General features: G+C 37.5%; 17 protein-coding genes. 15 read left to right on the forward strand and 2 right to left on the reverse strand.

Annotated elements, in window-relative coordinates:
- Positions 1-97 precede the first annotated feature (97 nt).
- Positions 98-1,747, forward strand: coding sequence for a serine hydrolase domain-containing protein (locus tag ACNFU2_RS20500; protein ID WP_273647286.1), 1,650 nt, complete (start codon positions 98-100; stop codon positions 1,745-1,747).
- 51 nt (positions 1,748-1,798) lie between these two features.
- Entirely contained in the window at positions 1,799-4,213 is a 2,415-nt protein-coding gene (locus ACNFU2_RS20505; protein WP_273647287.1) for a TonB-dependent receptor, read from the forward strand.
- Positions 4,214-4,324: 111 nt separating this feature from the next.
- On the opposite strand, the gene ACNFU2_RS20510 is transcribed toward ACNFU2_RS20505, so the two are convergent.
- The gene (locus tag ACNFU2_RS20510; protein ID WP_306611251.1) at positions 4,325-5,716 is read right to left on the reverse strand and encodes an RtcB family protein; all 1,392 of its coding nucleotides are present in this window, start codon (positions 5,714-5,716) and stop codon (positions 4,325-4,327) included.
- Between the two features lie 197 nt (positions 5,717-5,913).
- Here ACNFU2_RS20510 and ACNFU2_RS20515 point away from each other — a divergent pair, with 197 nt between their 5' ends.
- The 10 genes from ACNFU2_RS20515 to ACNFU2_RS20560 all read left to right on the forward strand — a co-directional run bounded on the left by ACNFU2_RS20515 (position 5,914) and on the right by ACNFU2_RS20560 (position 14,787).
- Entirely contained in the window at positions 5,914-6,246 is a 333-nt protein-coding gene (locus tag ACNFU2_RS20515) for a HopJ type III effector protein (RefSeq protein WP_273647289.1), read from the forward strand.
- 205 nt (positions 6,247-6,451) lie between these two features.
- Entirely contained in the window at positions 6,452-7,465 is a 1,014-nt protein-coding gene (locus ACNFU2_RS20520; protein WP_172276952.1) for a helix-turn-helix transcriptional regulator, read from the forward strand.
- A 53-nt stretch (positions 7,466-7,518) separates the two neighbouring features.
- On the forward strand, positions 7,519-7,644 hold the full coding sequence (locus ACNFU2_RS20525; RefSeq protein WP_262888793.1) for a hypothetical protein: 126 nt from the start codon (positions 7,519-7,521) through the stop codon (positions 7,642-7,644).
- A gap of 310 nt (positions 7,645-7,954) precedes the next feature.
- The gene (locus ACNFU2_RS20530) at positions 7,955-8,518 is read left to right on the forward strand and encodes a hypothetical protein (RefSeq protein WP_273647291.1); all 564 of its coding nucleotides are present in this window, start codon (positions 7,955-7,957) and stop codon (positions 8,516-8,518) included.
- 115 nt (positions 8,519-8,633) lie between these two features.
- The gene (locus ACNFU2_RS20535) at positions 8,634-9,680 is read left to right on the forward strand and encodes a glucokinase (protein WP_172276958.1); all 1,047 of its coding nucleotides are present in this window, start codon (positions 8,634-8,636) and stop codon (positions 9,678-9,680) included.
- A 154-nt stretch (positions 9,681-9,834) separates the two neighbouring features.
- Positions 9,835-10,401 (forward strand): YceI family protein, encoded by a 567-nt coding sequence (locus ACNFU2_RS20540; protein WP_172276961.1) that lies wholly within the window; start codon positions 9,835-9,837, stop codon positions 10,399-10,401.
- A gap of 78 nt (positions 10,402-10,479) precedes the next feature.
- Positions 10,480-11,106: a YceI family protein gene (locus ACNFU2_RS20545; RefSeq protein ID WP_172276964.1), complete on the forward strand. Its 627-nt coding sequence runs from the start codon at positions 10,480-10,482 to the stop codon at positions 11,104-11,106.
- Positions 11,107-11,178: 72 nt separating this feature from the next.
- Positions 11,179-11,826 (forward strand): alpha/beta hydrolase, encoded by a 648-nt coding sequence (locus ACNFU2_RS20550; RefSeq protein WP_273647295.1) that lies wholly within the window; start codon positions 11,179-11,181, stop codon positions 11,824-11,826.
- 100 nt (positions 11,827-11,926) lie between these two features.
- Positions 11,927-13,273 carry an ammonium transporter gene (locus tag ACNFU2_RS20555; RefSeq protein WP_273647296.1) on the forward strand — a complete coding sequence of 449 codons (1,347 nt, stop codon included), beginning with the start codon at positions 11,927-11,929 and terminating at the stop codon, positions 13,271-13,273.
- Between the two features lie 95 nt (positions 13,274-13,368).
- A complete protein-coding gene (locus ACNFU2_RS20560; protein ID WP_345989871.1) occupies positions 13,369-14,787 on the forward strand; it encodes an L-serine ammonia-lyase in 1,419 nt (472 codons plus the stop codon).
- Positions 14,788-15,147: 360 nt separating this feature from the next.
- Here ACNFU2_RS20560 and ACNFU2_RS20565 read toward each other — a convergent pair whose 3' ends face one another.
- Positions 15,148-15,993 carry a prephenate dehydrogenase gene (locus ACNFU2_RS20565; RefSeq protein WP_172276976.1) on the reverse strand — a complete coding sequence of 282 codons (846 nt, stop codon included), beginning with the start codon at positions 15,991-15,993 and terminating at the stop codon, positions 15,148-15,150.
- Positions 15,994-16,352: 359 nt separating this feature from the next.
- On the opposite strand from ACNFU2_RS20565, the gene ACNFU2_RS20570 reads away from it, so the two are divergent.
- The 3 genes from ACNFU2_RS20570 to ACNFU2_RS20580 all read left to right on the forward strand — a co-directional run bounded on the left by ACNFU2_RS20570 (position 16,353) and on the right by ACNFU2_RS20580 (position 24,519).
- A complete protein-coding gene (locus ACNFU2_RS20570) occupies positions 16,353-17,909 on the forward strand; it encodes a T9SS type A sorting domain-containing protein (protein WP_418122977.1) in 1,557 nt (518 codons plus the stop codon).
- Positions 17,910-17,983: 74 nt separating this feature from the next.
- Positions 17,984-20,833 carry an RHS repeat domain-containing protein gene (locus ACNFU2_RS20575; RefSeq protein WP_273647299.1) on the forward strand — a complete coding sequence of 950 codons (2,850 nt, stop codon included), beginning with the start codon at positions 17,984-17,986 and terminating at the stop codon, positions 20,831-20,833.
- Between the two features lie 2 nt (positions 20,834-20,835).
- A complete protein-coding gene (locus ACNFU2_RS20580; RefSeq protein WP_418122979.1) occupies positions 20,836-24,519 on the forward strand; it encodes a DUF6443 domain-containing protein in 3,684 nt (1,227 codons plus the stop codon).
- The last annotated feature ends 3 nt before the right edge of the window (positions 24,520-24,522 follow it).

Consider the following 24,522-nt stretch of genomic DNA (forward strand, 5'->3'; position numbering starts at 1 on the left):
ACTGATTTTACGCCATAAAAATGGTTCGGTTTCCGGTATTCGGATCTTTATTTCCATGCAAAGTTTCAGATTTGTTTCATCATAAAATTTACATCAGATGAAGCAACAGATCAAAGTAGCATTATTTCTTTTTTTTATAATGAATTGTGGGAAATACTCCGGACAGTTCAATCAAAAAAACACAATCAGAAAAGCAGACTCATTGCTGAATAGTTATGTCAAGAAAAATGCTCCGGGGATGGCCGTAGGCATAATTAAAGAAGGAAAGGTAATTTATAAGAAGATTTATGGCCAGGCCAACCTGGAAAATCAGACACCCATTACAGATTCCACAGCTTTTAATATTGCATCGGTTTCCAAACAGTTTACGGCATTCATTGCTTTGCAGGCTGTGAAAGAAGGAAAGCTGTCATTAGATGATGATATCAGGATCTATCTTCCGGAGCTCAAACATTTATCTTATCCGGTAACAATCCGTCAGCTGGCAAATCATACGCATGGGCTGCCTGATTTTACCGGAATTAAAAGATTACAGGGATTCGGGGATGAATTCAGGGTAACCAATAGTCAGGCAGTACAAACAATTCTGGGTATTAAAAGCTTTAACTTTCGGCCGGGCGAGCAGTATCAGTATAATAATACCGGTTTTATGTTGTTAGCCGAAATCCTTCACAGGGTCTATAAAAAAGATTTTGGTGAACTTCTAAGGAAATATATCTTCACTCCGTTAGGAATGCACCATACTATGGCGATAGATGATCCGGAAAAGATCATCCCGAATAAGGCAGACTCTTACCTGCAGCAGGGGGATACTGTTTTAAAATATCCGATCGGGCAAATGGAGTACGGATCTTCCAATATTTATATGACACTTAATGATTTCTGTATATGGGCAGCTGATTTTCAGAAATCAGCTACGGATAATCATGACTTTTATACTGTGATGCAGGAAAATACGATCCTAAATAATGGTAGAAGCATTGAATATGGGTTGGGGCTGCAGACGGGTACTTATAAAGGTTTGCATCTTGTCTTTCACGGTGGAGGGACAGCGGGTTACGGTTCTTATATTTTACATATTCCCAATCAGCAGTTTTCCGTTGTCCTGCTGGCGAATAAGAGGGGAACTGAAGGTTATCAGATGGTCTATAAATTGGTGGATTTATTTCTTGGAGATAAAGAAACGGTTGTAAAACCTAAAAAAACTGCTTATACAGCATCCGAATTAAAAGGATTTGAAGGGATTTATGAGCGTATCCCAGGTAGCTACTTTGATGTTTCTGTAAAAGAAAACAACCTTTACCTAAAAACTTATAAACAGGAAGAAGGAGAACTTTTAGAACCAGTTGGAGATAACCGGTTCAGCATTCCTTCCGTTGCTACGGCAAGCCTTGTTTTTAATAAAGATTCAGCTTTTTTCAAAATTGCGGATTTTACATTTCCGATGAAAAAAATCAGAATGAATCCGCCTAAAGTGGATTTGAAAGATTTGAAAAAACTGGAAGGATTTTACCGAAATGAAGAATTCAATACGATGTACCAGCTGGTCACTGAAAATCATCACCTGGTAGCAAAACATTCGGTAAATCCAGATATTCTATTATTTCCACTCAGTTCAACAAGCTTTTATTCATCAAAATCCTACTTCGGACAGCTTGATTTCCAATGGACTTCATCAGGTACTGTAAGTGGATTTACCGTGTCCGGCTTTAATATGGCCAATATCGAGTTTAAAAAAATAAAATAACTCTGCATTATTTGACCATATGAAAATTACATCACTTTAAAAGATAAACTTATGATCAGGCTATTTTCTTGCATTTTTATCGGAATACTGATATTTTTCAGTACACTTTTACCAGCACAGGATATACAGCGTTTCTCGCTGTCGGGTACTATAAAATCGGATGGTACACAGTCTTTAGTCATCAGCCTTTTTGATGCTGAAAATACATTGATAAAAACCGAAACTGCTGACCGGCAAGGACAGTTCAGGTTTTCTGCCCTGAAAGTCGGTCGTTACCAACTGAAAGTTTACAGGAATGGTTTTGAGGTTTATCATTCAGAAAATATTCCTGTAACAGAAAATAAGATGCTTCCTGTTATTGATCTTACAGTAAAATCCATTGAAGAAGTTACCATTACCAAAACCCGTCCTTTTATAGAAAGACAGGAGGGGAAGATGATCCTTAATGTAGAAAACAGCATTTCCGCTACCGGAAGCTCGGCTTTTGAAATCCTGGAGAAAGCACCAGGAGTGAGCGTGGATAATAATGACAATTTAAGTCTTCACGGAAAAGGAAATCTGCTGGTTCAGATTGACGGTAAAAATACACCGATGACGGGAAGTGACCTTGCGGGTTATCTCAGGGGGATTCCCTCAGCCTCCATTGATAAAATAGAATTTGTTACCAATCCTTCTTCGAAATATGATGCAGAAGGATCTTCGATTATCAATATCAGATTAAAAAAAGAGCAAAAGAAGGGGACTAACGGGACTGTTTCTATCTCTGCGGGAGCCGGTAAATATATAAAAACTAACAATACGGTCAGCATCAATCACAGGAGCGGGAAGGTGAATGCTTTTGCAAACTATGGCTTTGTTGATAGAATTTTTTACAATCATCTGCTTTTAAACAGGAATTTTTATGAAAACAACCAATTTAAAAAAGCTTTTATTCAGGATAATTTCCTGAAGTTTGGAATAACGGGCCATATGACCAGGATGGGGATAGATTACGATCTGAATAACAAGAATATTCTTGGGCTTTCTGTGGGACTAGTAGCTAATAATGTTAAAATTGACGGAAATACCTCAAGCCTCACACTGGGAAGTAATCAGCTTCCGGAAAGTACCTTCGGAACCATAAGTAAAACCCGGAATCATTTCGCTAATCCTTCCCTTAATCTCAACCATAAATACAGCCTTGATTCTCTGGGATCAGAACTAACAACGGATTTTGACTATATCAACTATTCAAACGGTTCTCTACAGAATTTTGAAACCAGGAACTACAATTTATCGGGTAGTTTGGACAGGCTTGATATTCTGAAAGGGGATATGAAAGGAAAACTGAATATTTTTTCATTGAAAAGCGACCTTACTAAAAACTTTAAGTATGGATGGAAACTGGAAAGCGGGATTAAAACAAGCTTTGTAAAATCTGATAATGATTTGAAATTTTTTGACGGAAGTTCAGGGGTCTTTGTGTCTGATCCTACCAAAACCAATCATTTTATTTATGAGGAAAACATTAATGCTGTTTATGGGAATGCTTCCAAAAAATGGGAAAGGCTTAAAATGATAGCCGGACTGCGAATGGAAAATACAAATATAAAGGGCATGCAGCTTGCTAATAACCAGATTAATAAAAGAAACTATACGCAAGTATTCCCGAGTGCAGTACTGGCATATAATATAACGGATAAAAGTTCCATGGAGATCAGCTTAAGCAGAAGGATCACCCGCCCCAGTTATAATCAGCTCAATCCTTTCAGATTTTACTTTGACCCTACTACTTCAAAGGCCGGAAATCCAGATCTGATTCCCGAGACGATGATGAATTATGAGCTTACTTACAGCCTTAACAATAAATATTTTGCCACACTGAATTATAGCAGAACTTCTGATCACATAATTAATGTAGTAAAGCCTGTGGTGGAAAACGGACAGAATATTGCGATCCAAACATTTGAAAATATCAGTTCGGCTTCCCATTACGGGCTCAGTCTGATCGTTCCTGTAAAAGTGATGCGTTGGTGGGATATAAGCAATACTGCCAGTTTTTACTATGCTTCTTTCACAGGGAATGTTTCGGGAAGTCAGATTACCAACCAGGGAAATTTTACCTTCAGCATCAACAGCATCCATAACTTCAAATTAGGAAACGGCTTTACTGCTGAAGTTACGGGAAATTACCACGCCAGAGAAATACAGGCTTATGTATATGCACGGCCCTATGGCTTTCTGAGTATTGGTGCCCAGAAAAAATTTAACAATAAAAGTGTCCTTAAATTTTCTTTTGCTGATGTGTTTTTTACCAGTAATCCAAGGGGGCAGTTTGCTTATAATGATTACCTGGAGAATTTTACGGTAAAAAGAGATTCCAGGGTCGTGATGCTGTCCTATACTTATAACTTCGGATCCTCTAAAAACCTTCAATTGAGAAAGACCGGAGGTGCAGATGACCTGAAAGAGAGAATCGGAAGCTGATGATATAAATTAAATCTCTCGCCAACAATTACGATAAACAAATGACTAAAATCAAAATCTGTCTGTCATAATTATAGGCGAGAGTATATCAGGGAAAGTAATTTCTTACTATTATCCGTTCTGTGCTTTTCTAAATTTTCTTTTCTTTTTCCATGGTGCATTTTTCCCGACATCACCAGCCATGATACACCCGTAAGGCATCACTTCATCCAATACTTCACATAATCCGTATTCTTCAATCTGTGCTCTTACGTTTTTAGCACTTTTATATGCGGTCGGTAGTTCGGAAATATCAATTTCATTGGAAAAGAAACGGATATCCAATCCTTCGGTTTCTTCAGCAAAAACTTCTTCAATGGTTTTGTGGGCCAATGATCTCTTATGCTGACTTCTGCTGAAATTTCTTCCTGCTCCGTGAGGGGCAAAACCCAGGTTTCTTTCATTGGTGTTTCCCTGAACTATTAAAACCGGTTCTGCCATATTTAATGGAATCAGTCTTGGTCCTGTAATATCAGGCATGAATTTATCATCCAGTGGGGTTGCTCCTTTTGCATGGTAAAAAAGATCTCCGTCTTTGAAGACAAAGTTGTGCTCATTCCAGTACCTGTTCTCTTTTTCAATTTCCATTTTATATAAAACGGCATCATGGATGGAAGTATGGTTTTCTTTCGTCCATGTTCTGATCAGCTGCAGAGCTTCCCAGTAAGATTTTCCCTCTTCTGTATCATATGGGATCCAGGCATTCTCTTTCAGCGTTTCCGGTGAAATATCCTGTCTGAAACGATTGGCAACTTTCATCCCTTTATCGTAAAGAGCAGCTCCCGGAGCTCTTGAACCATGATGAGTAACCAACATGGTATTTCCTGTATTTTTAGAAATACCAACGAATAAGAAATGATTTCCATCGCCCTGTGTTCCCATATGAGAGCGGGCAATGCTGATCAGCTTTTCATCATTAAGGAAATAATTTTCCCTGAACGCATCCATCAGTTCCTGCGACATTGGCATTTGTTCTCCTCGTGCTCTTCCTCCATATCCGAAATGAGTTACCGAATGAGCAGTATCCAAAACGGCTTTAGGATCAGCTTTTCCAAAATCAGTCAACATCACGGAACAGCAGATATCTGCACTATGAAACCCGGGATGGATTGCATTTTTAGCAATAACCACACCACCCACCGGTATATGACCTTCTGGTCCTGTCGGACAGGCATCAGGCATTAAAGCTCCTCCAACCAATGTTGGGGTTTTCATTAAAACCTGCATGGTTTTGATTACCTTTTCCACGTTATCATTTTCACTTTCGTGCTCAGCTCTGATGTTGATGATGAAATCTTTTGGGGTTTCATGCAAAGGAATCTGGTCCGGTTGTTTATATTGCTCCAGATACGTTTTGATCTGAGTTTCATCCAGATTATTTTCGTTGATATATTCTATGGCTTCTTTAAACCATTTTGCGGGTCTGAACCCTAATTCAATTAGGTGATTTCCATTAAATTCCATGTGTTCTTTCAATTTGATGATGCAAAGTAAATATACAAGTATGCAATCTTTTTGCGTAGATGAATTTTTTTTGATTATTTTTACAAAAGCGAAAAGCTGAAAAGCAAAATAACGGAATTGCCACAAAGTCAATTGAAGTTATATTTTAATGATTTAACCATTTTGCCAATTCGCTCTTTCGCCTAAAAAAAATAAATATGCTATTAGAACAAGTAAAAAATTCTCCGGAAACCATTCAGTTTAAAGATGTCATTGCCTACATTGATGAAAATTATCATTTTACACCTACCAGATTCGCGAATGGGAATACAGTGAACGAAGCGGATCAGAATAACGGATCATGTAAGGTATTCAGTTTTGGAAAGCAGAATAATTTGTCAAAGGATGAGGTATTAAGTCTTTTCGGAGATTTTTACAGAGAAGATGTACTGAAAAATCCCGATGGAACAGATCATCAGAATATCAGGAATTTTATGGAGTTCGGATGGGATGGGGTTTCTTTTGATGGAGAGGCTTTGGCGAAGAAATGATTTTGATTATGATGTATTAATGTATTAATGTATTAATGTATTAATTTTTCAAATAAGTTATTAAGTCGTTGATTAGAGTTGAACGGAAAGACTATCTGTGGTTTTTGATTTATTTACATTCAATTAGAAAGGAAATAAGGAAAAGAAAAAATTCCGGCTGAAAAATCATGTTGCGGAATAAAAGACATTTCAATAAAATACAATTATGTCATCGAACAAAAATGCCCTGATCCGATATAAAACATTGGATAAATGCCTGAAAAACAAGTATAGAAAATATACGCTGGAGGATCTTATCGATGAATGTTCGGAAGCCCTGTTTGAGTTTGAAGGCAAAGAATCATTTGTCAGCAAACGTACGGTCCAGCTTGACCTGCAGAATATGCGGAGTGAAAAATTTGGCTATGAGGCACCTATTGAAGTCTACGACAGAAAATACTACCGATATAGTGATCCGGATTATAGTATTCATAATATATCAGTAAATGAAAGTGACCTGAAGGCAATGAATAATGCCGTTCAGATCCTGAAGCAGTTCAAGGACTTTTCCATGTTTAAGGATATGAACGGAGTGATCCAGAAGCTGGAAGACTCCATCCATTCTACAAACCAGAAGTCGATTATCCACCTCGATAAGAATGAACAGCTGAAAGGGCTCGAACACATCGATATACTATATGAAAGCATTTTAAACAGGAAAGTACTGAAGATCCTTTATAAAAGCTTTAAAGCAAGAGAATCGGATTATTACACCGTACATCCGCAGCTCCTGAAGGAATACAATAACCGTTGGTTCCTTATATGCTGGTTTAAGAATAAAATGTATAATCTGGCCTTGGACCGGATGGAGGAGATTTCTGTTGATGAAAAGGTAAGCTATATTGATAAAGAATTTGATTCGGACCGTTACTTCGGGGAAGTGATCGGGGTTACGGTTTCGGATGGGCAACGTCCGCAGAATGTTATCTTTAAAATTAACCCAAAACATGCCCCTTATGTCAGAACCAAACCTTTTCACCATTCCCAGGAGATTATAAAGGAAGATAAAACCGGAACCACATTTAAAATATGTGTTCAGCTGAACTTTGAATTGGAGAGAATGATATTGGGGCTCGGCGAATTTATAACGGTTTTAAGGCCTGAGAGGCTCAAAAAAAGAATTCAGGCCAGTTTGGAAGAAGCATGCCGGAATTACCAGCTTTTGAATACCAATGAATAAAGCGGATTAATAAATGGCTTAAAAATTGTAATGATAAACCAAAATTACTACATATGAAATCAAGAATTCTTAAGGCGGTTATTGCCATAGTTGCACCACTTGTTATAGAATATATCGTAAAAAAAGTGAGTGAAAAATTAGATAAAAAGGAAGAAGGAAAAAAGCAGATTCCAGCATAAGTACAACGTAATCTGGAATGATAAAAAAAGACTGCCCTGAAAAGGCAGTCTTTTTTTCAGGTAATAGCGGTTGGATAAAATCCATTGACAATCGCTCCTGAAAGCACTGAACTTAATATTTTAAACATTTTTCACTTTTTGGCTATTGCTTTTTCGAGACTTAATTAAACATTTATTTAAATTTTAACAAAAATTAACTGTTTAATTTTCAATGATTTGAGTCGTTTGCGGATGTTAAAGGAGTGAAAAACGACCTGCTTGGCATGATTTTTACAGCATTCTGAATAGTAAAATTTAAAGATCAGAAATTATGAAAATGTTTAAACAAGCAGTTTTACTAGCTGGAATTTTAACAGCAGGTGTAGCAAGTGCACAGAGCGTACAGATGAACAACATGCTTAAAGTAGGAGCGAATGTAGGATTAGCTGTTCCTTCTGATAATCTTTCTGCTGCTGTGGGTGTGGATGTGGCTTACCAGAATCTGATTACTCCGGGAGTTGGATTAGGTATCGCAACTGGTTATTCCCATTATTTCGGAAAAGAAAACAACGGATATAAAAATAATGATGTAGGGGTAATTCCTGTAGCAGCATTATTGAGAATTTATCCAAAGCAAACAGGTTTCTATTTTGGGACTGACTTGGGTTATGGATTCCTTGTAGGGGATGATAAAGTAGCTTCCAATACTTCGGTTGACAGACCAAGCGGAGGTTTTTATATCAAACCTGAAATCGGGTACCATAATCAGGACTGGAATTTCTTCGTACAATATCAGAAGGTATTTACAGGAAGTAAAGGTGATTTAGTAAATCAGGACTACAATGTGGGTAACATTGGTGTCGGATTTTCTTACAATATTCCATTAGGAAAGTAGTTAGATTTATATATAAACAATTATTAGCCAAAACCTTTTCATCTTTTTGAAAAGGTTTTTTATTACCGTACACGATTTCCGAAAACTATTATTATATTTGATAAAATTTGTGATTATGAACTTAAATCCAAAATTTCCCCTTTATTTACCGGGTGTAAAAGACAGCAATAATAATGATGTTTCCATCATTGGAGCCAACTTACGTGAGGATGTTACCACTTTAGGATACTATGTGTCTGGTAATGGAGGGCTTGATATAAAATTACAGACAAGCTACCCGACAAAAGAACATGCTTCTTTTTCGGAAATCCTGAAAAAATTTATTCAGGAAAATCAGCTGAGCAATGTGAAGCGTTTAGGAATAGCGGTTCCGGGACCGGTTCTTAATGGGAAGAGTAACCCTGCCAGATTAGGCTGGAGTTTCGACGTAGACGAATTTAAAAATGAATTCGGATTCGAAAAAGTGGATATGCTTAATGATCTTGAGGCATCTGCTTATGGAATGGGACTTCTTGAGGACAGCGACCTGGAAGCTATCTACACAAGCGGACACCTTGAAAAAGGAAATGTTGCGATCCTGGCACCTGGAAATGGTCTTGGGGAAGCGGGGTATTTCTTTGATGGAAAATACTTAAGACCTTTTGCTACAGAAGGCGGACATTCTGAGTTTTCACCAAGAACCAATGTTGAAGTGGAATTTTATCAGTTCCTGAACAACATCTATGGGATTGTTAGCTGGGAGAATGTTCTTTCCAAAACAGGGCTTTTTAATATCTACCGGTTTTTAAGAGACGTGAAAAGACATCCTGAGCCTGAATGGCTGGCGGATCGACTTGCCAACGGTAATTTTTCACAGGAGATATACAAGGCAGCCGTTGAAGATGATGTGTTGATCTGTAAAATTGCATTAGATACCTTCCTGGAATTTCTTGCGAGAGAGGCTAATAACCTTACCTTAAAGCTTAAGGCTACCGGAGGATTGCTGATTTCTGGCGATATTCCGCAGATGCTGAATGAGTATATGGATAAGGCAAAATTCTATGAGAAATTTAAAATAAGCGATAAAATGGAAGACATGTTGAGGAATATTCCTATCTATCTGATCAGGAATAATCTCACGGGTTTACATGGTGTCGCACTGTATACAGCGTATTACGAATAACAAATAAGAAAATAAGAACTCCGGAAACTCCGGAGTTTTTTATGCCTGATATTATTCATGAAAATAATTGGTTTTATTGATGTACATCAATAAAATCTATCAAATAAGATAGCTACATTTGTATCGTTAAATAACAATTAAATAAATTTATTCAATGAAAAAAATATTATTATTAGCGGTTTTAGCTAGTGGATTGGTTTTCGGGCAATCAAAAAAAGTGGTAGCATCTGATGTTCACTGGTGGGGTTATAAAGTAGCAAAATCTGAGGCAAGTTCTCATGACGGTACAGTAAAAGTGAAGTCAGGAAACCTTGTTATGAAAGGAAATGATGTTGTGGGTGGATCTTTCGTTTTAGATATGACTTCTATTACGTCTACAGACCTTTCCGGAGAATACCAGACTAAGCTGAACGGACATTTAAAGAACGGAGATTTCTTCGAAGTTGAGAAATATCCTACAGCTGCTTTTAAGATTACTTCCGTAAAGAAAAACAATGATAAAATATACAACTCTCTAGTAACAGGAGATCTTACAGTAAAAGGAAAAACAAACAGTATTTCTTTCCCTGCGAAGATTGCGTACAGCAAAGGAGTAGCAAGTCTTGTATCAGATAAATTTTCTTTCGACAGACAAAAATTCGACGTTGCGTACAAATCAACAATGCAGGATGTTTTTGTGAAAGATGATATCGATATGCTTGTAAAAGTAACTGCTAAATAATTTAATCAAAAAAAGATTGTTAAAAGTGTAGAAGTTCTACACTTTTTTTTATTTTTGTTGAATTGTAAATAAAAAAGAATGAAAAGACTACTATTGTTTGCTATGATGTGCGTAGGTATATCATTTGTTTCTGCTCAGAGAAAATTTGATAAGGTTTCGAAGGTGACCTCTTCTGAGATCAGATGGTGGGGATATAAGGTTGTAAAAACTGTACCTACATCACATTCCGGAACAGTAAAACTGAAAAGCGGAAAATTCAATTTTGATAAAACGGTTTTGGTAGACGGTGAATTTATAATTGATATGAGAAGTCTGATGGCGGGGGATGTTTCTGATGAAGATCAGATCAAGCTGACCAACGACCTTAAAAGTACCAATTTCTTTGAAGTTAAAAAGTTTCCGATTGCGAAATTCCACTTAACTAAAATTATTCCTCTGGCAAACAGTGAGTACAATTCAACGGTATATGGGGATGTTACGATAAAAGGAGTGAGAAAGACCATTACTTTCCCTGCTAACGTATATGTTACACAATTTACGGTAGTGATTGAGTCTGCTAAATTCTCATTGAACAGAAGGGATTTCAAAGTATTCTATCAGTCTTCTTTAAAAGATTATTTCATTAAAGATGAAATGGATATCCAATTCAAAGTTTCTACAGAAAAGCTGGATAATGATAACAGGGTTCCTGTAAAGAAAAAATAAAAGGTTTTACTTTAACAATAAATTAAATATGGGTAGCTTTCAATAGTTACCCATATTTTTTATTTTAGCAGTATGAAAATCTATGTAATAAGCGGACTTGGTGCAGATTTTAAAGTGCTGGAAAAATTGCAGTTTCCTGCACATCTGGAAGTGGTGTTTATAGACTGGCTCATTCCGGGGCTAAACGAAAGTTTTCCTCAATACGTTGAGAGAATGGCGTCAAAGATTGATGATTCGGAACCATTTTATCTGTTGGGGTATTCTTTTGGAGGAATTATGGTGCAGGAGATCAATAAAATAAAACCGGCTGAAAAAGTAGTGATTTTAGGAAGTATTAAATCTGATAAAGAAAAATCGAGGTTAATAAGAGCCGGACAGATTACCAGGATCCCTAAAATATTACCTACTCGTTTTTTTAATGAAAAAAATACAGCGGCATATTCTGTGCTCAGGAAGTTCTTTGATCCAAAAAATCCTAAGGTTTTACAGTATTTCAGGGTGAAAGATCCTTATTATCTGAAATGGTCCATAGAAAAGATTTCAGATTGGAGGTTTGATGAAAATCCTGAAGTGATCCAGATATTAGGTGACAGGGATATTGTATTTCCTGTGAAAAATTCAAAACCGAACTATATTATACGGGGTGGAACCCATCTGTTTCCCGCTACTAAATCAAAAGAAGTATCTAAAATTTTAAATGAAATATTTCCTGTGGAATAGATTTTAAATTATTATGCGTTAAAATTTAAGGGTTGTTTTGTTTTTAAATGTGTTTTTATGAAATTTATCCCTATTTTTGATAGGGTTAAAATAGATTTTTATGAAAATTGGTTTGAAATGGATCGTGTCCTTTGCGGTGATATCAATGGTTGCTATCGGTGGTTTGTTTTGGTCACCGGTAACGGACCTGCCGGATTCAGGTGAGTTTTTAAGCGAAGATAAGATCGTAGGGGCTGATGTGGCGTGGATTTTAGCAGCAGCAGGACTGGTATTGCTGATGACACCGGGGTTGTCCTTCTTTTATGGTGGAATGGTGGGTAAAAAGAATGTGATCTCCACCATGTTGCAAAGTTTTATTGCTTTAGGAGTCATTTCTATTCTGTGGGTTGTAGTTGGATTTTCTTTGTCATTCGGTGATTCTATAGGTTTTGAAATGAACGAAGAGCACTATGGACTGATCGGTAATCCCTTGAGTTACCCCTTTTTTAATCATGTAGGTGTCTTGCCGCACAAAGCGATGGCTTCTACCATTCCGTTTATTTTATTCGCTCTTTTTCAGATGAAATTTGCGGTGATAACTCCCGCACTGATCACCGGTTCTTTTGCCGAACGGGTGCGCTTTATTTCCTATCTGCTGTTCATGGTTCTTTTCAGTATATTCATTTATACGCCCCTTTGCCATATGGTATGGCATCCGGACGGTTTGTTGAATAAATATTTTGGTGTCAAAGATTTTGCAGGCGGAACCGTAGTGCATATGAGCGCAGGATTTGCTGCTTTGGCAGGAGCAATGGTTGTAGGAAACAGGAAAAACCCTCACCATGAACCTTCGAATATCCCTTTTGTACTTCTGGGAACAGGAATGCTTTGGTTCGGCTGGTTTGGTTTCAATGCCGGATCTGCACTGGGAGCCAATGCAACTGCTGCCACAGCTTTCGGAACCACAACTATAGCTTCGGCATCAGCGATGATGACATGGATCCTTTTTGACCGAATTAACGGAAGGAGTGTTTCTGCATTAGGAGCATGCATCGGTGCTGTAGTAGGTCTGGTTGCCATTACCCCGGGATGTGGCTTTGTATCTGTTCCGGAAAGCTTATTTATCGGATTTATTTCAGCTATTGTTTCCAATCTGATGATGAACTGGAAGAAACTCAAAAAAATAGACGATACCCTAGATGTTTTTGCATGCCATGGAGTAGGGGGAATCATGGGAATGATCCTGACCGCTATTTTTGCGCATGGTGAAAACGCAAGCCTTCTGCATGGAGGGATTGAAGTATTTGCCCACCATATGATGGCGTTGGTTCTGGTTTCTGTGTTTGCATTTTTTGGCTCTCTGGTTTTGTACCGGCTGACGAACAGAATGATTACCCTTCGGGTATCCGAAGAGTCGGAAAATATGGGACTGGACATGTCTCAGCATGAAGAAAGCCTAAAATGGTAGCGGGCACTTAAATAATTATTTTAATCCTTATGTGAAGGGAAGCATAATAACGATTTATCATGTATCTTTGTGATGAGGAAAATGATGAATCTTTTATGGAATCAATATCAGTATTTGAGATTATTAAAGTAGGTATAGGCCCGTCCAGTTCGCATACGATGGGACCATGGAATGCAGCTTCTGCATTTATCAGAATTATAAAGAGAGAAAGATCGATCACAGAGGTGAAAGAGGTCTTTCTTGAATTTTTCGGTTCTTTAGCAAAAACCGGGATAGGACATGGTACAGATATCGCGGGAATGCTGGGATTGAATGGTGAGGATTACAAGACGATCAATACTTCAAAAATTGATGAGAAAATTGAGAAAATAAAAAGAGATGAGATCATCAATCTGGGTGGAGAGAAAGAAATTCCTTTTATCTACGGCTATCATCTGGTTCTCAATATGCAAAAATCCCTCGATTTCCATCCGAACGGAATGATTTTCAGAGCCGTTTTCGAAGATGGAACCGAACTGGTCCAGGACTTCTATTCCGTAGGAGGAGGATTCATTGCAAGCCAGGAAAAAAATTCGATCCAAAAGCATTGTGTCCGCACATTATACCCTTGTCATCACGGTTCAGATGTTATAAAATATTGTGATAAGTTAGGGCTTGAGAAGTTTTCAGACCTGATCATGATCAATGAAGAAAGCTGGAGGACCCAGGAAGAAACCAGACAGGAAGCATTGAATATCTGGACACAGATCAAAGAATGCATCTACAAAGGAGTCAACAAAGAAGGAATTTTGCCTGGTGGTTTAAATGTAACCAGAAGGGCAGCCGGAATCAACAGAAAACTTTTAGGGGATAAAATATATAAGAATATTGACGAATGGTTTCAGCTGGTAGTAGATGCCGAAGAAAATTTCACCAATATCAATAAATGGATTGCCTGCTTCGCTTTGGCTGTCAATGAAGAGAATGCAAGCTTCGGAAGGATCATCACAGCACCTACAAACGGGGCGAGTGGTGTTATTCCTGCCGTTTTAATGTATGCTCAGGCTTTCACGCCATTTACGAGTGAAGATGATATTGTAAGATTCTTACTGGTTGCCGGAGAAATCGGAACCCTGTTTAAAAAGAATGCCACGATCTCCGCGGCTATGGGAGGATGCCAGGCTGAGGTTGGAGTATCTTCTGCTATGGCGGCAGCGGGACTTACTGAAATTTTAGGCGGAAGTGTAGGACAGGTGCTGATGGCGGCTGAAATCGCTATGGAACATCATTTAGGTCTTACCTGTGATCCGATCAAAGGATTGGTGCAGATTCCGTGTATTGAAAGAAATACAATGGGAGCGATGAAAGCGATCACCGCAGCCAATATCGCTCTTGAAAGCGATCCTGCAAAAGCCAGGGTAACTTTGGATGAAGTTATTCAGACGATGTGGGAGACAGCTCAATCGATGAGTGATCGTTTTAAAGAAACTTCGGAAGGAGGGTTGGCTATTGCAGTCAATGTTCCGGAGTGCTAGAAATATTTGTCACAAAAGTAATTTTCTTTTAAACTGATAGTCCTAAAGCTTTATAAGTTTAGAAAAAATGTACCTTTTTATAGTGACCTAGGAAACGTAGGCGTTAAGAAAATGAATGCTGTGAACGTTAAAAAAATTCTACTGTCTGAGTGCGGAGAGAAAAGTTAATAATAAACATACTTCAAATCCGCACGAGTTATAGAATTTTTAGAGAATAGGATCATTTTTAGCCGCAGTTTCCAGTCTTGAATTTTTGTTTCTTTTGTTTCAAGACAAAAGAAAAGATACAGTCAATTACTAAAGTTACGATGGATGATTCTCCTTCATCGAAATAGCAAAGAAAAATATTCAATAAGAGGATTACTTATCCAGTATTCCTCTTATTTTATTAGCATTGGAAATCAGCTCCGTTAAATATTCGTAATTTTCTTTTTCCAGAGCTGCCTTAAACTTACGTAGCTGCGAAATATGTTCATTAAGGACATCCAGAACATTTTCTTTATTTTGTTTAAAGATCGGAACCCACATTTCCGGATGGGATTTGGCTAGCCTTACCGTACTTGAGAAACCCGAACTTGCCAGCTGAAAGATGGTGTCTTCCTCTTTTTCTTTTTCCAATACAGTATTGGCTAAGGCGTAGGATGTAATGTGAGAGATATGAGAGATGTACGCGGTATGGACATCGTGGTCTTCAGCATTCATATAAATGAGGTGCATATCCAGGCCTTCTACAATTTTCTGAACGAGGGCAAGAGCGTCTTCTGCGGATTCTTCTTTGTTGCATATCACCCCGGCTTTTCCTGAGAAGCTCTCTGCAACGGCTGATTTCGGTCCGCTGTTTTCCGTACCCCACATCGGGTGGAAAGCTACAAACCTAGACCTGTTCGGGTGATCTTTTACGCCGCTTACAATTCCTGCTTTGGTGGATCCTGCATCCATTACCGTTTGGGTGCCTGATACCAGATCTAAAACTGTAGGTAAAAGCTTTCTCGCGGAATCAACCGGAATAGCAATAATCACAAGATCGGAATTCCTGATTCCGTATTCCAGGTCTACCTTGGCATCAATGATATGTAAGCTTAATGCCTCATCAAGGTGCCTGCTGCTGTTGTCTATTCCGTAGATAAAATCGGCAATTCCTTTTTCTCTCAACTTTAAAGCGATAGAGCCTCCAATGAGACCTACACCGACAATACTTATTTTCATTTTCTTTTCATTTTAAAATAAAAAACCCCGTCCTAGGACGAGGTTGTATATCATATATAAGAATCTCTATCCCAGATCTGAGTTAAATATTCTATAGTAATATGTTCCGTTATTTGTAATCACGAAGCGAAGGTATAAAATATTTTTGAAATGATAAATATGATTTTGATAGAAAGTTTTGCTTGTGAGGAAAGACTTTTGGTTTTATAATGCGACGGGTTTTGTCGCAATTCAAAGCTAACTTTGTACAAATGAAAAAGATGAAGTCAAAAATTTTAGATAAGTCTTTTCGTTGTGAGATAAAAAAGATTACTTTTGCGGCAATTATAAAAAATGAATTTAACAATTAAACACAAGGCATGAAAAAACTCTACTTGAGTGTACTTTCTATGTGCATTATTTCCGGGTTATCAGCCCAGGAAGTGGTTTGGCAAAAAGATATCAAATCCTCAACCCAGGATTTCCTAAGCCAGGTAACCACAACAATCGATCAGCAGTATCTGATAACAGGAAGTGTCATACAAGCAGGAAACCAGAAGAAAGATGCAGGAAGCAATACCCAGCAAAACAATGGCTACGACTTTCATTTGGTGAAACTCAACCAACAGGGAGATCAGGTTTGGGAAAAGTATTTCTCAGGAAACAATCATGATTATTTGTCTTCTACCGTAGCAACCCAGGAAGGAGGCTTTCTAATTTCAGGAACCTCATATTCCGGAAAGGGAATAGATAAAAAAGATGACTCCAAAGGAGGATCAGATATATGGCTCATTAGAATTAATGAATTTGGAGATGAATTGTGGCAAAAGACTTTGGGAACAAGTGCTGATGAAGAAGCCAGATCAGTTATCCAAACCACAGATTTAGGACTTGTTGTAGCCGGAAATGTTCAGAATGCATCCAAAGGCTATGGTTCAAAAGATATCCTGGTGATCAGACTTGATAAAAACGGAAAAGAACTTTCACAACTTATTTTAGGGGGAAGAGGATTAGACGAAGTGGAAAAGATGATACCCACAAGAGACGGTGGAGCACTTCTGGGAATCTATTCAAGAAGCTCTGAGTTTCGTGTTTCCGATTCCGGGAATCAAAACTCAGCTACAGGAACCTCAGGTTCCGTATCCCGCTATGCAAAAACCACTGAAAACTTTGGTGAAGGAGATTACTGGATCGTAAAACTAAACAAAGAAGGAAAGGTAGAATGGGAAAAGAACCTGGGAGGAAAAGGAGATGATCATCTAAGAACACTGGCTTTAACGTCAAACGGGTATATCATCGGAGGAGAATCAAGAAGTGAGAGATCCGGAAACAAGACGGTAGGAATAGAAGAAGGAACAGATTTGTGGTTGGTTTCTTTAAATGAAAGAGGAGATGAACAGTGGCAAAAATCCTACAATTTCAAAAACAGGGATGTTTTGATGGGTATGACTGCCCTAAATCAGCTATCAACTGACAACTCTCAACCCTCAACTAAAGGAATATTGTTGGGTGGATATACTCAGGCAGAAGGAAGAATAGAAACAGATGATGAAACATTCTGGATACTGTATTTGGATGCTAATGGAAATGAACAGTGGAGAAAGCATGTGAAGGGAGAATCCAGAAAGAGAGAGGAGAGATTATCAGATATTAAGCTGAACAGGGATGGCTCCATCATTTTAGCAGGAACCAGTGCAGAGGAACTAGGGAAGGAGAACTGGAAGATTGTGAAGCTGGGAGATAAACAACTGGATCAGTTAATTGAAAAACAGGATATCAAGATCTATCCGAATCCGGTATCAGATTATGCTTATGTAGAAATAGGCTTTGATTTCAGGGAAGCGGATATTACTATGTATGATATGGGAGGAAGACAGCTTCAGAATCTAAAAACCAAGAATAAGGTAACGAAGATTAATGCACAGCCGTTGATATAAGGTGCTTATCTGGTGGTCATCAAAACGGATACGAATAAAACGGCTAATGCTAAATTGATTAAAAAATAATACAGATGAGAAAAAATAACTTTATAAAAAACTTGTTTTTCTTTTGCTTTTTAGCTTATAGTACCATAAACTATGGTCAAAGTGGAAATACTTTTGAACTTCAAAAAAGTAATTATGAAAATATGGGTACAGTGGATATTGCCAGAGGTAATCCTAGTATAGGTATTCCTTTATTCAATATTCCCACTCAATCTTCCAAACTTAAAATCAATGTTGGATTAAATTATTCTGCTTCAGGTATTTCATCCAAGCAGATGATCACTGATATTGGCATGGGGTGGAACGTTACAGCGGGATCTTATGTATCAAGATCTTCTCATAATCATGTTAAGGAATATAGCGTAGGAAAGATAGGGAATAACAAGGTTTATGAATCCAATATGTTTCAGTATAGCTGTCCTGGAGGAAGTGGAAGATTTGCAATAGCCTATGATAAAGCTACTAATGGAGCGAAAATTATACAAACAGAAACTTCAAAAACAAGGATCATTTTCGAGAAAACTACTGATACCACAAAATACCTGATAAAATCGTTTACAGTAATTGATGAAAACGGGTTAAAATATCTTTTTGATAAAAACGATATTTCATTTTATGGAATAGGCAATAAGAAAGAATTGTTTCAGAGTGCTTATAACCTTACTCAAATAACAGATGAAGGAAATAATACGATTGTAACCTACGACTATGTTCCTTATACACAGAGTATTTCAGGTGTCGGCGGAACACAGTATATTGTAAAGAACAAGCTTTTGAAAATCAATATAACTAACATTGGATCAATTGATTTTCAATATTATCAAGGCACTGCACCTTTGCCCGTTACCAACTGGACACCAACCTCTGGGGATCGTGATGCTTATTTGCTACAAAAATTAATACTCAAAGATGCAGGGTCAAGAGTAATCCATCAATATCAGGTAAGCACCAATGGAAAAGAGCTACTCTCTTTATCTAAATTGGATAAGAATAATAACGTGATTGAGAAATACAGTTTTGATTATCTTTCTAATAATGGTGTAAGTGTAGATAAAAAAGATGAGTTCGGTTTTGGAACAGTTTCTTCCTATCAAATCTTTGAACAGGATAGATTATATAATACTGGGGAAGTTAACCCTCACTATGCCAATAATGGTGTTTTACAGGTAATACATTTGCCCTCAGGAGGAAAAATAGAATATGAATTCGAGTCAAATACACAACCTGTACCTAGTCGTCAGTATAGTGTATCTTATAGCGGTGGGAATATCTTAAATCATCCTTTTAAAGATTTTAAGCTGGTAAAAATAGCAGAGATCAACTTTGACATGGCTATTACCAAAGACTATCCATTTACTATTGATAGCTCTGTATATACTGATGTATGTTATATTATTGGTGGAGTGAATGATGTAACATTAAAAAATGCAGGACCTGTTCCTTTTTCTTATAAAATTTATAAGGCTAATGGTACAGAAGTCTCAAGGACAATATTTAAAAATGATACAGAGACCTCCAGCTATGAGTATTTTGTGACCAATGGTACGAACAAATTAAGGCTCACCGGGTCATCCCCTGATAAAGGAACATTTATTATATATGGAGTAAAAAAGCTTTCCGAACCTTTTAACTATACTAAAGGCCTGAGAGTGAAAAGTATAAAAAAATATGATGATCCCAATGCCGCACCTATAGAAGTATTGGATTATAATTACGATGATTTTTCAAAACCTGGGGTTCCGAATAGTATGCTTTATGGCTGGGATAATAGCAGTATCCTGCTAGATGGTGGATTTTATCAACCTTATGAAGAGATGCTTTACAAAAATGTAAAAGTCACCAATACAACTAAGAACTATTCTACTAAGTATTCTTTTATTATGCCTAATGATACTAGTGGACTATTAAACCTTCCAATTCAAAGTCCCTTTAATTATGCAGACCTCAATTATAATATTTTAAATATGTTGCTTCCTGAAAAAATTGAGCAATATAAAGGGAATGGACAACTGGCACAGAAAAATGAATATCAGTATACCATAAATTATACTCCGATTGATGCTAATATTCCTGTTCCTCCAAAAATCCCATGGATAGAAACCCAGACTGTCAATGGGTTTTCATATCCGGATGCCAATACTGTTTTAACCAATTCAAGTACAACAACAGCAGAAGGTAAATATGGAAATATTATTAAAGAAGCAGCCACTGACGAAACCGGAGATTATTCTGAAAAAAATTACAAATATGCTGATGATCTTAATAACCAGAAGCTGAAAAATGCCAATCTGATTGCAGTTCCGCTACAATCGGAAACTAAAGTAACCCAAGATGGAATCTCTAAAAATATTTCAAAATCCGAAGTGAAGTTTGATCGCACCACGGATGTCTATCCTTCTTCAACAATTTCCTATGACGTTGTAAACGGAACACCTTCTACAGAGGGAACTTTTGATAAATATGATGCATTTGGGAATGTATTGCAGCTTACCAGTAAAAGCGGAGTTCCTGTATCACTGGTATATGGTTATAACAATACGCTGTTGATTGCTAAAGTTGAAGGTATTACCTATGACCAGCTTACAGCTCTTAATATTATTCAGCCTATAGTCAACGCGTCGCTTAAGGATATTTCAGATCCTTCTACAGAGCCTGCTTTCATTACAGCTCTCGATACTTTCAGAAAAAATCAGAATCTGAAACAATACAATATAACGACCTACACTTATGATCCGCTCATTGGAGTAACCACTGAAACTTCTCCAGCAGGAGTCAGAAAGAACTACCAATACGATAATGCCAACAGGTTGATTAAGATCACAGACCGAACGGGCAATACGTTACAGGAGTTTAAAAACAACCTTAAAAACCAATGATCATGAAGCCAGGTATACAATATAAAACACAGATCAGGATGAAAAAAATTATTTTATGTTTGATGCTGTTAATCTCTGGGTGGGGCTTCTCCCAGTCAGGGCTTACTGACAACGAAAACTATTCTTATACGAAAAGCTGTCTTACCGAAGATTGCTCCAAAAAAGTAGAATCAGTTCAATATTTCGATGGGCTTGCTCGTCCTAAGCAGATCATCAGTATTAAAGGAACTCCATCAGGAAAAGACATAGTACAACATATAGTATATGATCCTACGGAAATAACGAATAAAACTTATCTGCCTGTCCCACAAAGTGTAACCCAGGATGGAGGTATTTATACAGATCCTCTTGCGGATGCTTCCCAGACCTATGGCTTAGAAAAGATATTTGGAGTAACGACAATGGATATTGCTCCTTATAACAGGGTAAAGCAGAGCGTAAAACCGGGAAATGCCTGGGCTAACAAGCCAGTGCTGTATAATTATGAGACAAATGCAGCTAATGAAGTATTGAAATTCACGGTCTCTACCACGTGGGAAAATAATGCTACCAAAACAGATATTGTGAAAGCTGGATATTATCCTTTAAAAAAGCTTTCTAAAAACACGATAACTGATGAAGACGGGAATAAAAGTATAGAGTTTAAAAGCGCAAGCGGAAAGACCTTGCTGGTGAAGAAAGTAATTAGTGCATCAGAGAGTGCAAACACTTACTATATTTATAACGAGTATAACAAGCTTGCTTTTGTACTTTCACCGGAAGCTTCAAAGACAGTTGAAAAGATGGCTAACGGGGCTACTGTTACCCAGAGTATACTTGACCCATTATGTTATCAGTATAAATATGACTCCAAAGGAAGACAGGTAGAGAAAAAAATACCAGGGAAAGGATGGGAATATTTTGTTTATGATAAAGCTGACAGGCTCATAATGAGTCAGGATGCAGAATTACGAAAAACAGGAAAATGGTTCTTTTCAAAATATGATAAGCTGAGCAGAGTAATATATACAGGAATAGCTGATATTGGGAGTCAATTTATCAGGGATCAGGTTCAATACAGCACCAATTATTATATTGACCAGGGAAAGCCATCAACGGAAGAAAAAAGTACTACGGGATTTACAAACAGTGGAATGCTTGTCTACTATGGCAATATGGTATACCCTACCACTATTGATAAGGTTTTGAGTATTAACTACTACGACACTTATCCAACTGGAACTCCCACAAGACCTTCGCAGATTCAGGGTGTTAATACCATCGGTGATAACACGGCTAATGCAGTCAATACAAGAAGCCTTGCAACAGCTTCGTATGTGAAAAATATTGAAGATGATAACTGGACGAAAAATTATATATGGTATGATGATAAGATCAGGGTTATAGGTACGCACTCTATTAATCACCTGGGAGGCTATACCAAAACAGAATCTTTGCTTGATTTTGCAGGCGCCGTAAAACAGTCTAAAATCTACCACAAAAGATTAGCTTCTGACGCAGAAAAAATTATAACCCAGACGTATGAATATGACAGCCAAAACAGATTAAAAAAACAATGGCATCAGGTAGGAACGGGCGCTCAGGAATTACTTGCGGAGAATACTTATAATGAACTTAACCAGCTTTCAGGTAAAAAGGTTGGAAACAGCCTTCAGGATATTGTTTACACCTACAATATCCATGGTGCTCTTACCAAAGTTAATGATCCTTCCAACCTTAACGGGAAATTATTTGCCTATGAGCTTAAATTCCAGAATCCCACTAATGCAACTGCAAAATATAACGGACTAATTTCAGAAATGGATTGGAGGACTTCTTCAGATAATGTACTAAGAAGATATGCCTATCAATATGATGCTTTAACCAGGCTGACCAAAGGAACTTATTATGAACCCGGGTCATCGGTTCCCCAAAATAATTTTTACAACGAAACCCTGGCTTACGATCTGAACGGAAACATCAGCTCCTTACAAAGGAACACAAAAGGTATTACAGGAGCAACCGAACTTATGGATAACCTTACTTATCAGTATACGGGAAATAAGCTTAACTCCGTTACTGATTCCTCAAATAACTATGGAGGGTATCCCGAAACTTCCGGAAATAGTATTGGCTATGATGATAACGGGAATATGACAGACCAGAAGGATAAAGGAATTTTACAGATCGACTATAATATGCTTAACCTCCCGAAGTATATTAAATTTAATGAACTTGTTGGGAACAGGGGATCTCAAACCTATGTTAATACATTGTATACCTATCGCGCAGACGGGACAAAGCTAAAAAAAGATTATAAATACAGGGATGATGCCCAGTTTAATTTTCTTGCCAATACGGTGACGGATTATCTGGACGGATTTCAATATGAAACGAGTACGACATCTTTTGGAGCGGGCTCACCAATCCTTAAGTTTGTACCTACTGCGGAGGGATACTACAGTTTTGAAAATAATAAGTATATTTACAACTATACCGATCATTTGGGGAATATAAGGCTAAGCTACTCCAAAAGCTCTACCGGTAGCGCAGAAGTTCTTACTGAAAACAATTACTATCCTTTTGGATTGAAACATAATGGCTATAATGGTATAAAAGGAAATCCTTCTTATAATTACCAGTACAATGGCAAGGAACTTCAAAGTGAAACCGGATGGAATGATTTCGGGGCCAGGATGTATATGTCCGACATTGCACGATGGGGCGTGATTGATCCTTTGGCGGAACAAATGAGAAGATTTTCTCCGTATAACTATGCATTTAATAATCCGGTAAGCTTTATTGATCCGGATGGAAGAAAATCCATCTACGCTCCTACGATAGATCCTGAAAGATCTGTAGGAATGGGTGAGAGGGGAAGTCTCCTGAGATATTTCGCCCAAGGAGGACATGGTGGAATAGCAAATTATTTAGATTATTTGGGACAGCAAAATGTAACTGCAATGTATTTTGAAGACTCAATGTCTAAGCTTAGTACGGCAGGTGGCAGAAGCACTGAAACTTTTGGAGAAACGCAGGCTTATAGTGATCTTATGAATACGTTGAAAATGGGCTACAGTGGAGGATTAACAAATAATAAAGGCATTTTAAGTTGGTGGACAGATGCAGATGAAGCGCAGTATGGACAATATAATATGTTGAAGTTAGGTACTGGTAGCATGTGGGGTAATGTTATTGATTATTTTATGAATAATTTCGTTTTAAAATTAGAAGGTTCTGCGACATTTGGTGCACAAGTTGGAGGTAAAACAAGCTTTGGTTCACTTGAGGCAGGTTTATTTACTACATCTCTTGGAAAGGTAGGATGGAGTTTGGGGGATGGTTTTTATGCAAAAGCTGGTGATAGAAAAGGACATAATTTTGTAGGTGGTGGTATAAAATTATTAAGTAAGAAATTATCAGTAGGTGGGAACTTAGATTATGTTTCAAATGACGTCATTCCCACAGCTGGTGATTTAATAGAATATTATAAGGATAATGGACATTTAGAGGGGCAAGGTAATATAGGTCCTGGAGAAAGCATACTTAAACCACCAGCTGGGAGCAGTGCTGAAGCTTTAGGAATATCTTTAAAATCTAAATTTAAAGGAGGTAATAAAGAAGGTTGTTCGTCTTGCTTTGAAATTGGAGGAGGATTGAAAGCTCTTTTGGGTATAGATGGTAAAATTGTAATAGGATTTAAATAATAT

Source organism: Chryseobacterium sp. PTM-20240506 (assembly GCF_048296755.1).
Taxonomy (GTDB): Bacteria; Bacteroidota; Bacteroidia; order Flavobacteriales; family Weeksellaceae; genus Chryseobacterium; species Chryseobacterium proteolyticum.

Coding starts and splice junctions, on each gene's coding strand:
- ACNFU2_RS20505 (WP_273647287.1), top strand. CDS start 1,799: ATGATCAGGCTATTTTCTTGCATTTTTATCGGAATACTGATATTTTTC.
- ACNFU2_RS20510 (WP_306611251.1), bottom strand. CDS start 5,716: ATGGAATTTAATGGAAATCACCTAATTGAATTAGGGTTCAGACCCGCA.
- ACNFU2_RS20560 (WP_345989871.1), top strand. CDS start 13,369: ATGGAATCAATATCAGTATTTGAGATTATTAAAGTAGGTATAGGCCCG.
- ACNFU2_RS20545 (WP_172276964.1), top strand. CDS start 10,480: ATGAAAAGACTACTATTGTTTGCTATGATGTGCGTAGGTATATCATTT.
- ACNFU2_RS20570 (WP_418122977.1), top strand. CDS start 16,353: ATGAAAAAACTCTACTTGAGTGTACTTTCTATGTGCATTATTTCCGGG.
- ACNFU2_RS20540 (WP_172276961.1), top strand. CDS start 9,835: ATGAAAAAAATATTATTATTAGCGGTTTTAGCTAGTGGATTGGTTTTC.
- ACNFU2_RS20550 (WP_273647295.1), top strand. CDS start 11,179: ATGAAAATCTATGTAATAAGCGGACTTGGTGCAGATTTTAAAGTGCTG.
- ACNFU2_RS20530 (WP_273647291.1), top strand. CDS start 7,955: ATGAAAATGTTTAAACAAGCAGTTTTACTAGCTGGAATTTTAACAGCA.
- ACNFU2_RS20520 (WP_172276952.1), top strand. CDS start 6,452: ATGTCATCGAACAAAAATGCCCTGATCCGATATAAAACATTGGATAAA.
- ACNFU2_RS20535 (WP_172276958.1), top strand. CDS start 8,634: ATGAACTTAAATCCAAAATTTCCCCTTTATTTACCGGGTGTAAAAGAC.
- ACNFU2_RS20575 (WP_273647299.1), top strand. CDS start 17,984: ATGAGAAAAAATAACTTTATAAAAAACTTGTTTTTCTTTTGCTTTTTA.
- ACNFU2_RS20580 (WP_418122979.1), top strand. CDS start 20,836: ATGAAGCCAGGTATACAATATAAAACACAGATCAGGATGAAAAAAATT.
- ACNFU2_RS20565 (WP_172276976.1), bottom strand. CDS start 15,993: ATGAAAATAAGTATTGTCGGTGTAGGTCTCATTGGAGGCTCTATCGCT.
- ACNFU2_RS20525 (WP_262888793.1), top strand. CDS start 7,519: ATGAAATCAAGAATTCTTAAGGCGGTTATTGCCATAGTTGCACCACTT.
- ACNFU2_RS20555 (WP_273647296.1), top strand. CDS start 11,927: ATGAAAATTGGTTTGAAATGGATCGTGTCCTTTGCGGTGATATCAATG.
- ACNFU2_RS20515 (WP_273647289.1), top strand. CDS start 5,914: ATGCTATTAGAACAAGTAAAAAATTCTCCGGAAACCATTCAGTTTAAA.
- ACNFU2_RS20500 (WP_273647286.1), top strand. CDS start 98: ATGAAGCAACAGATCAAAGTAGCATTATTTCTTTTTTTTATAATGAAT.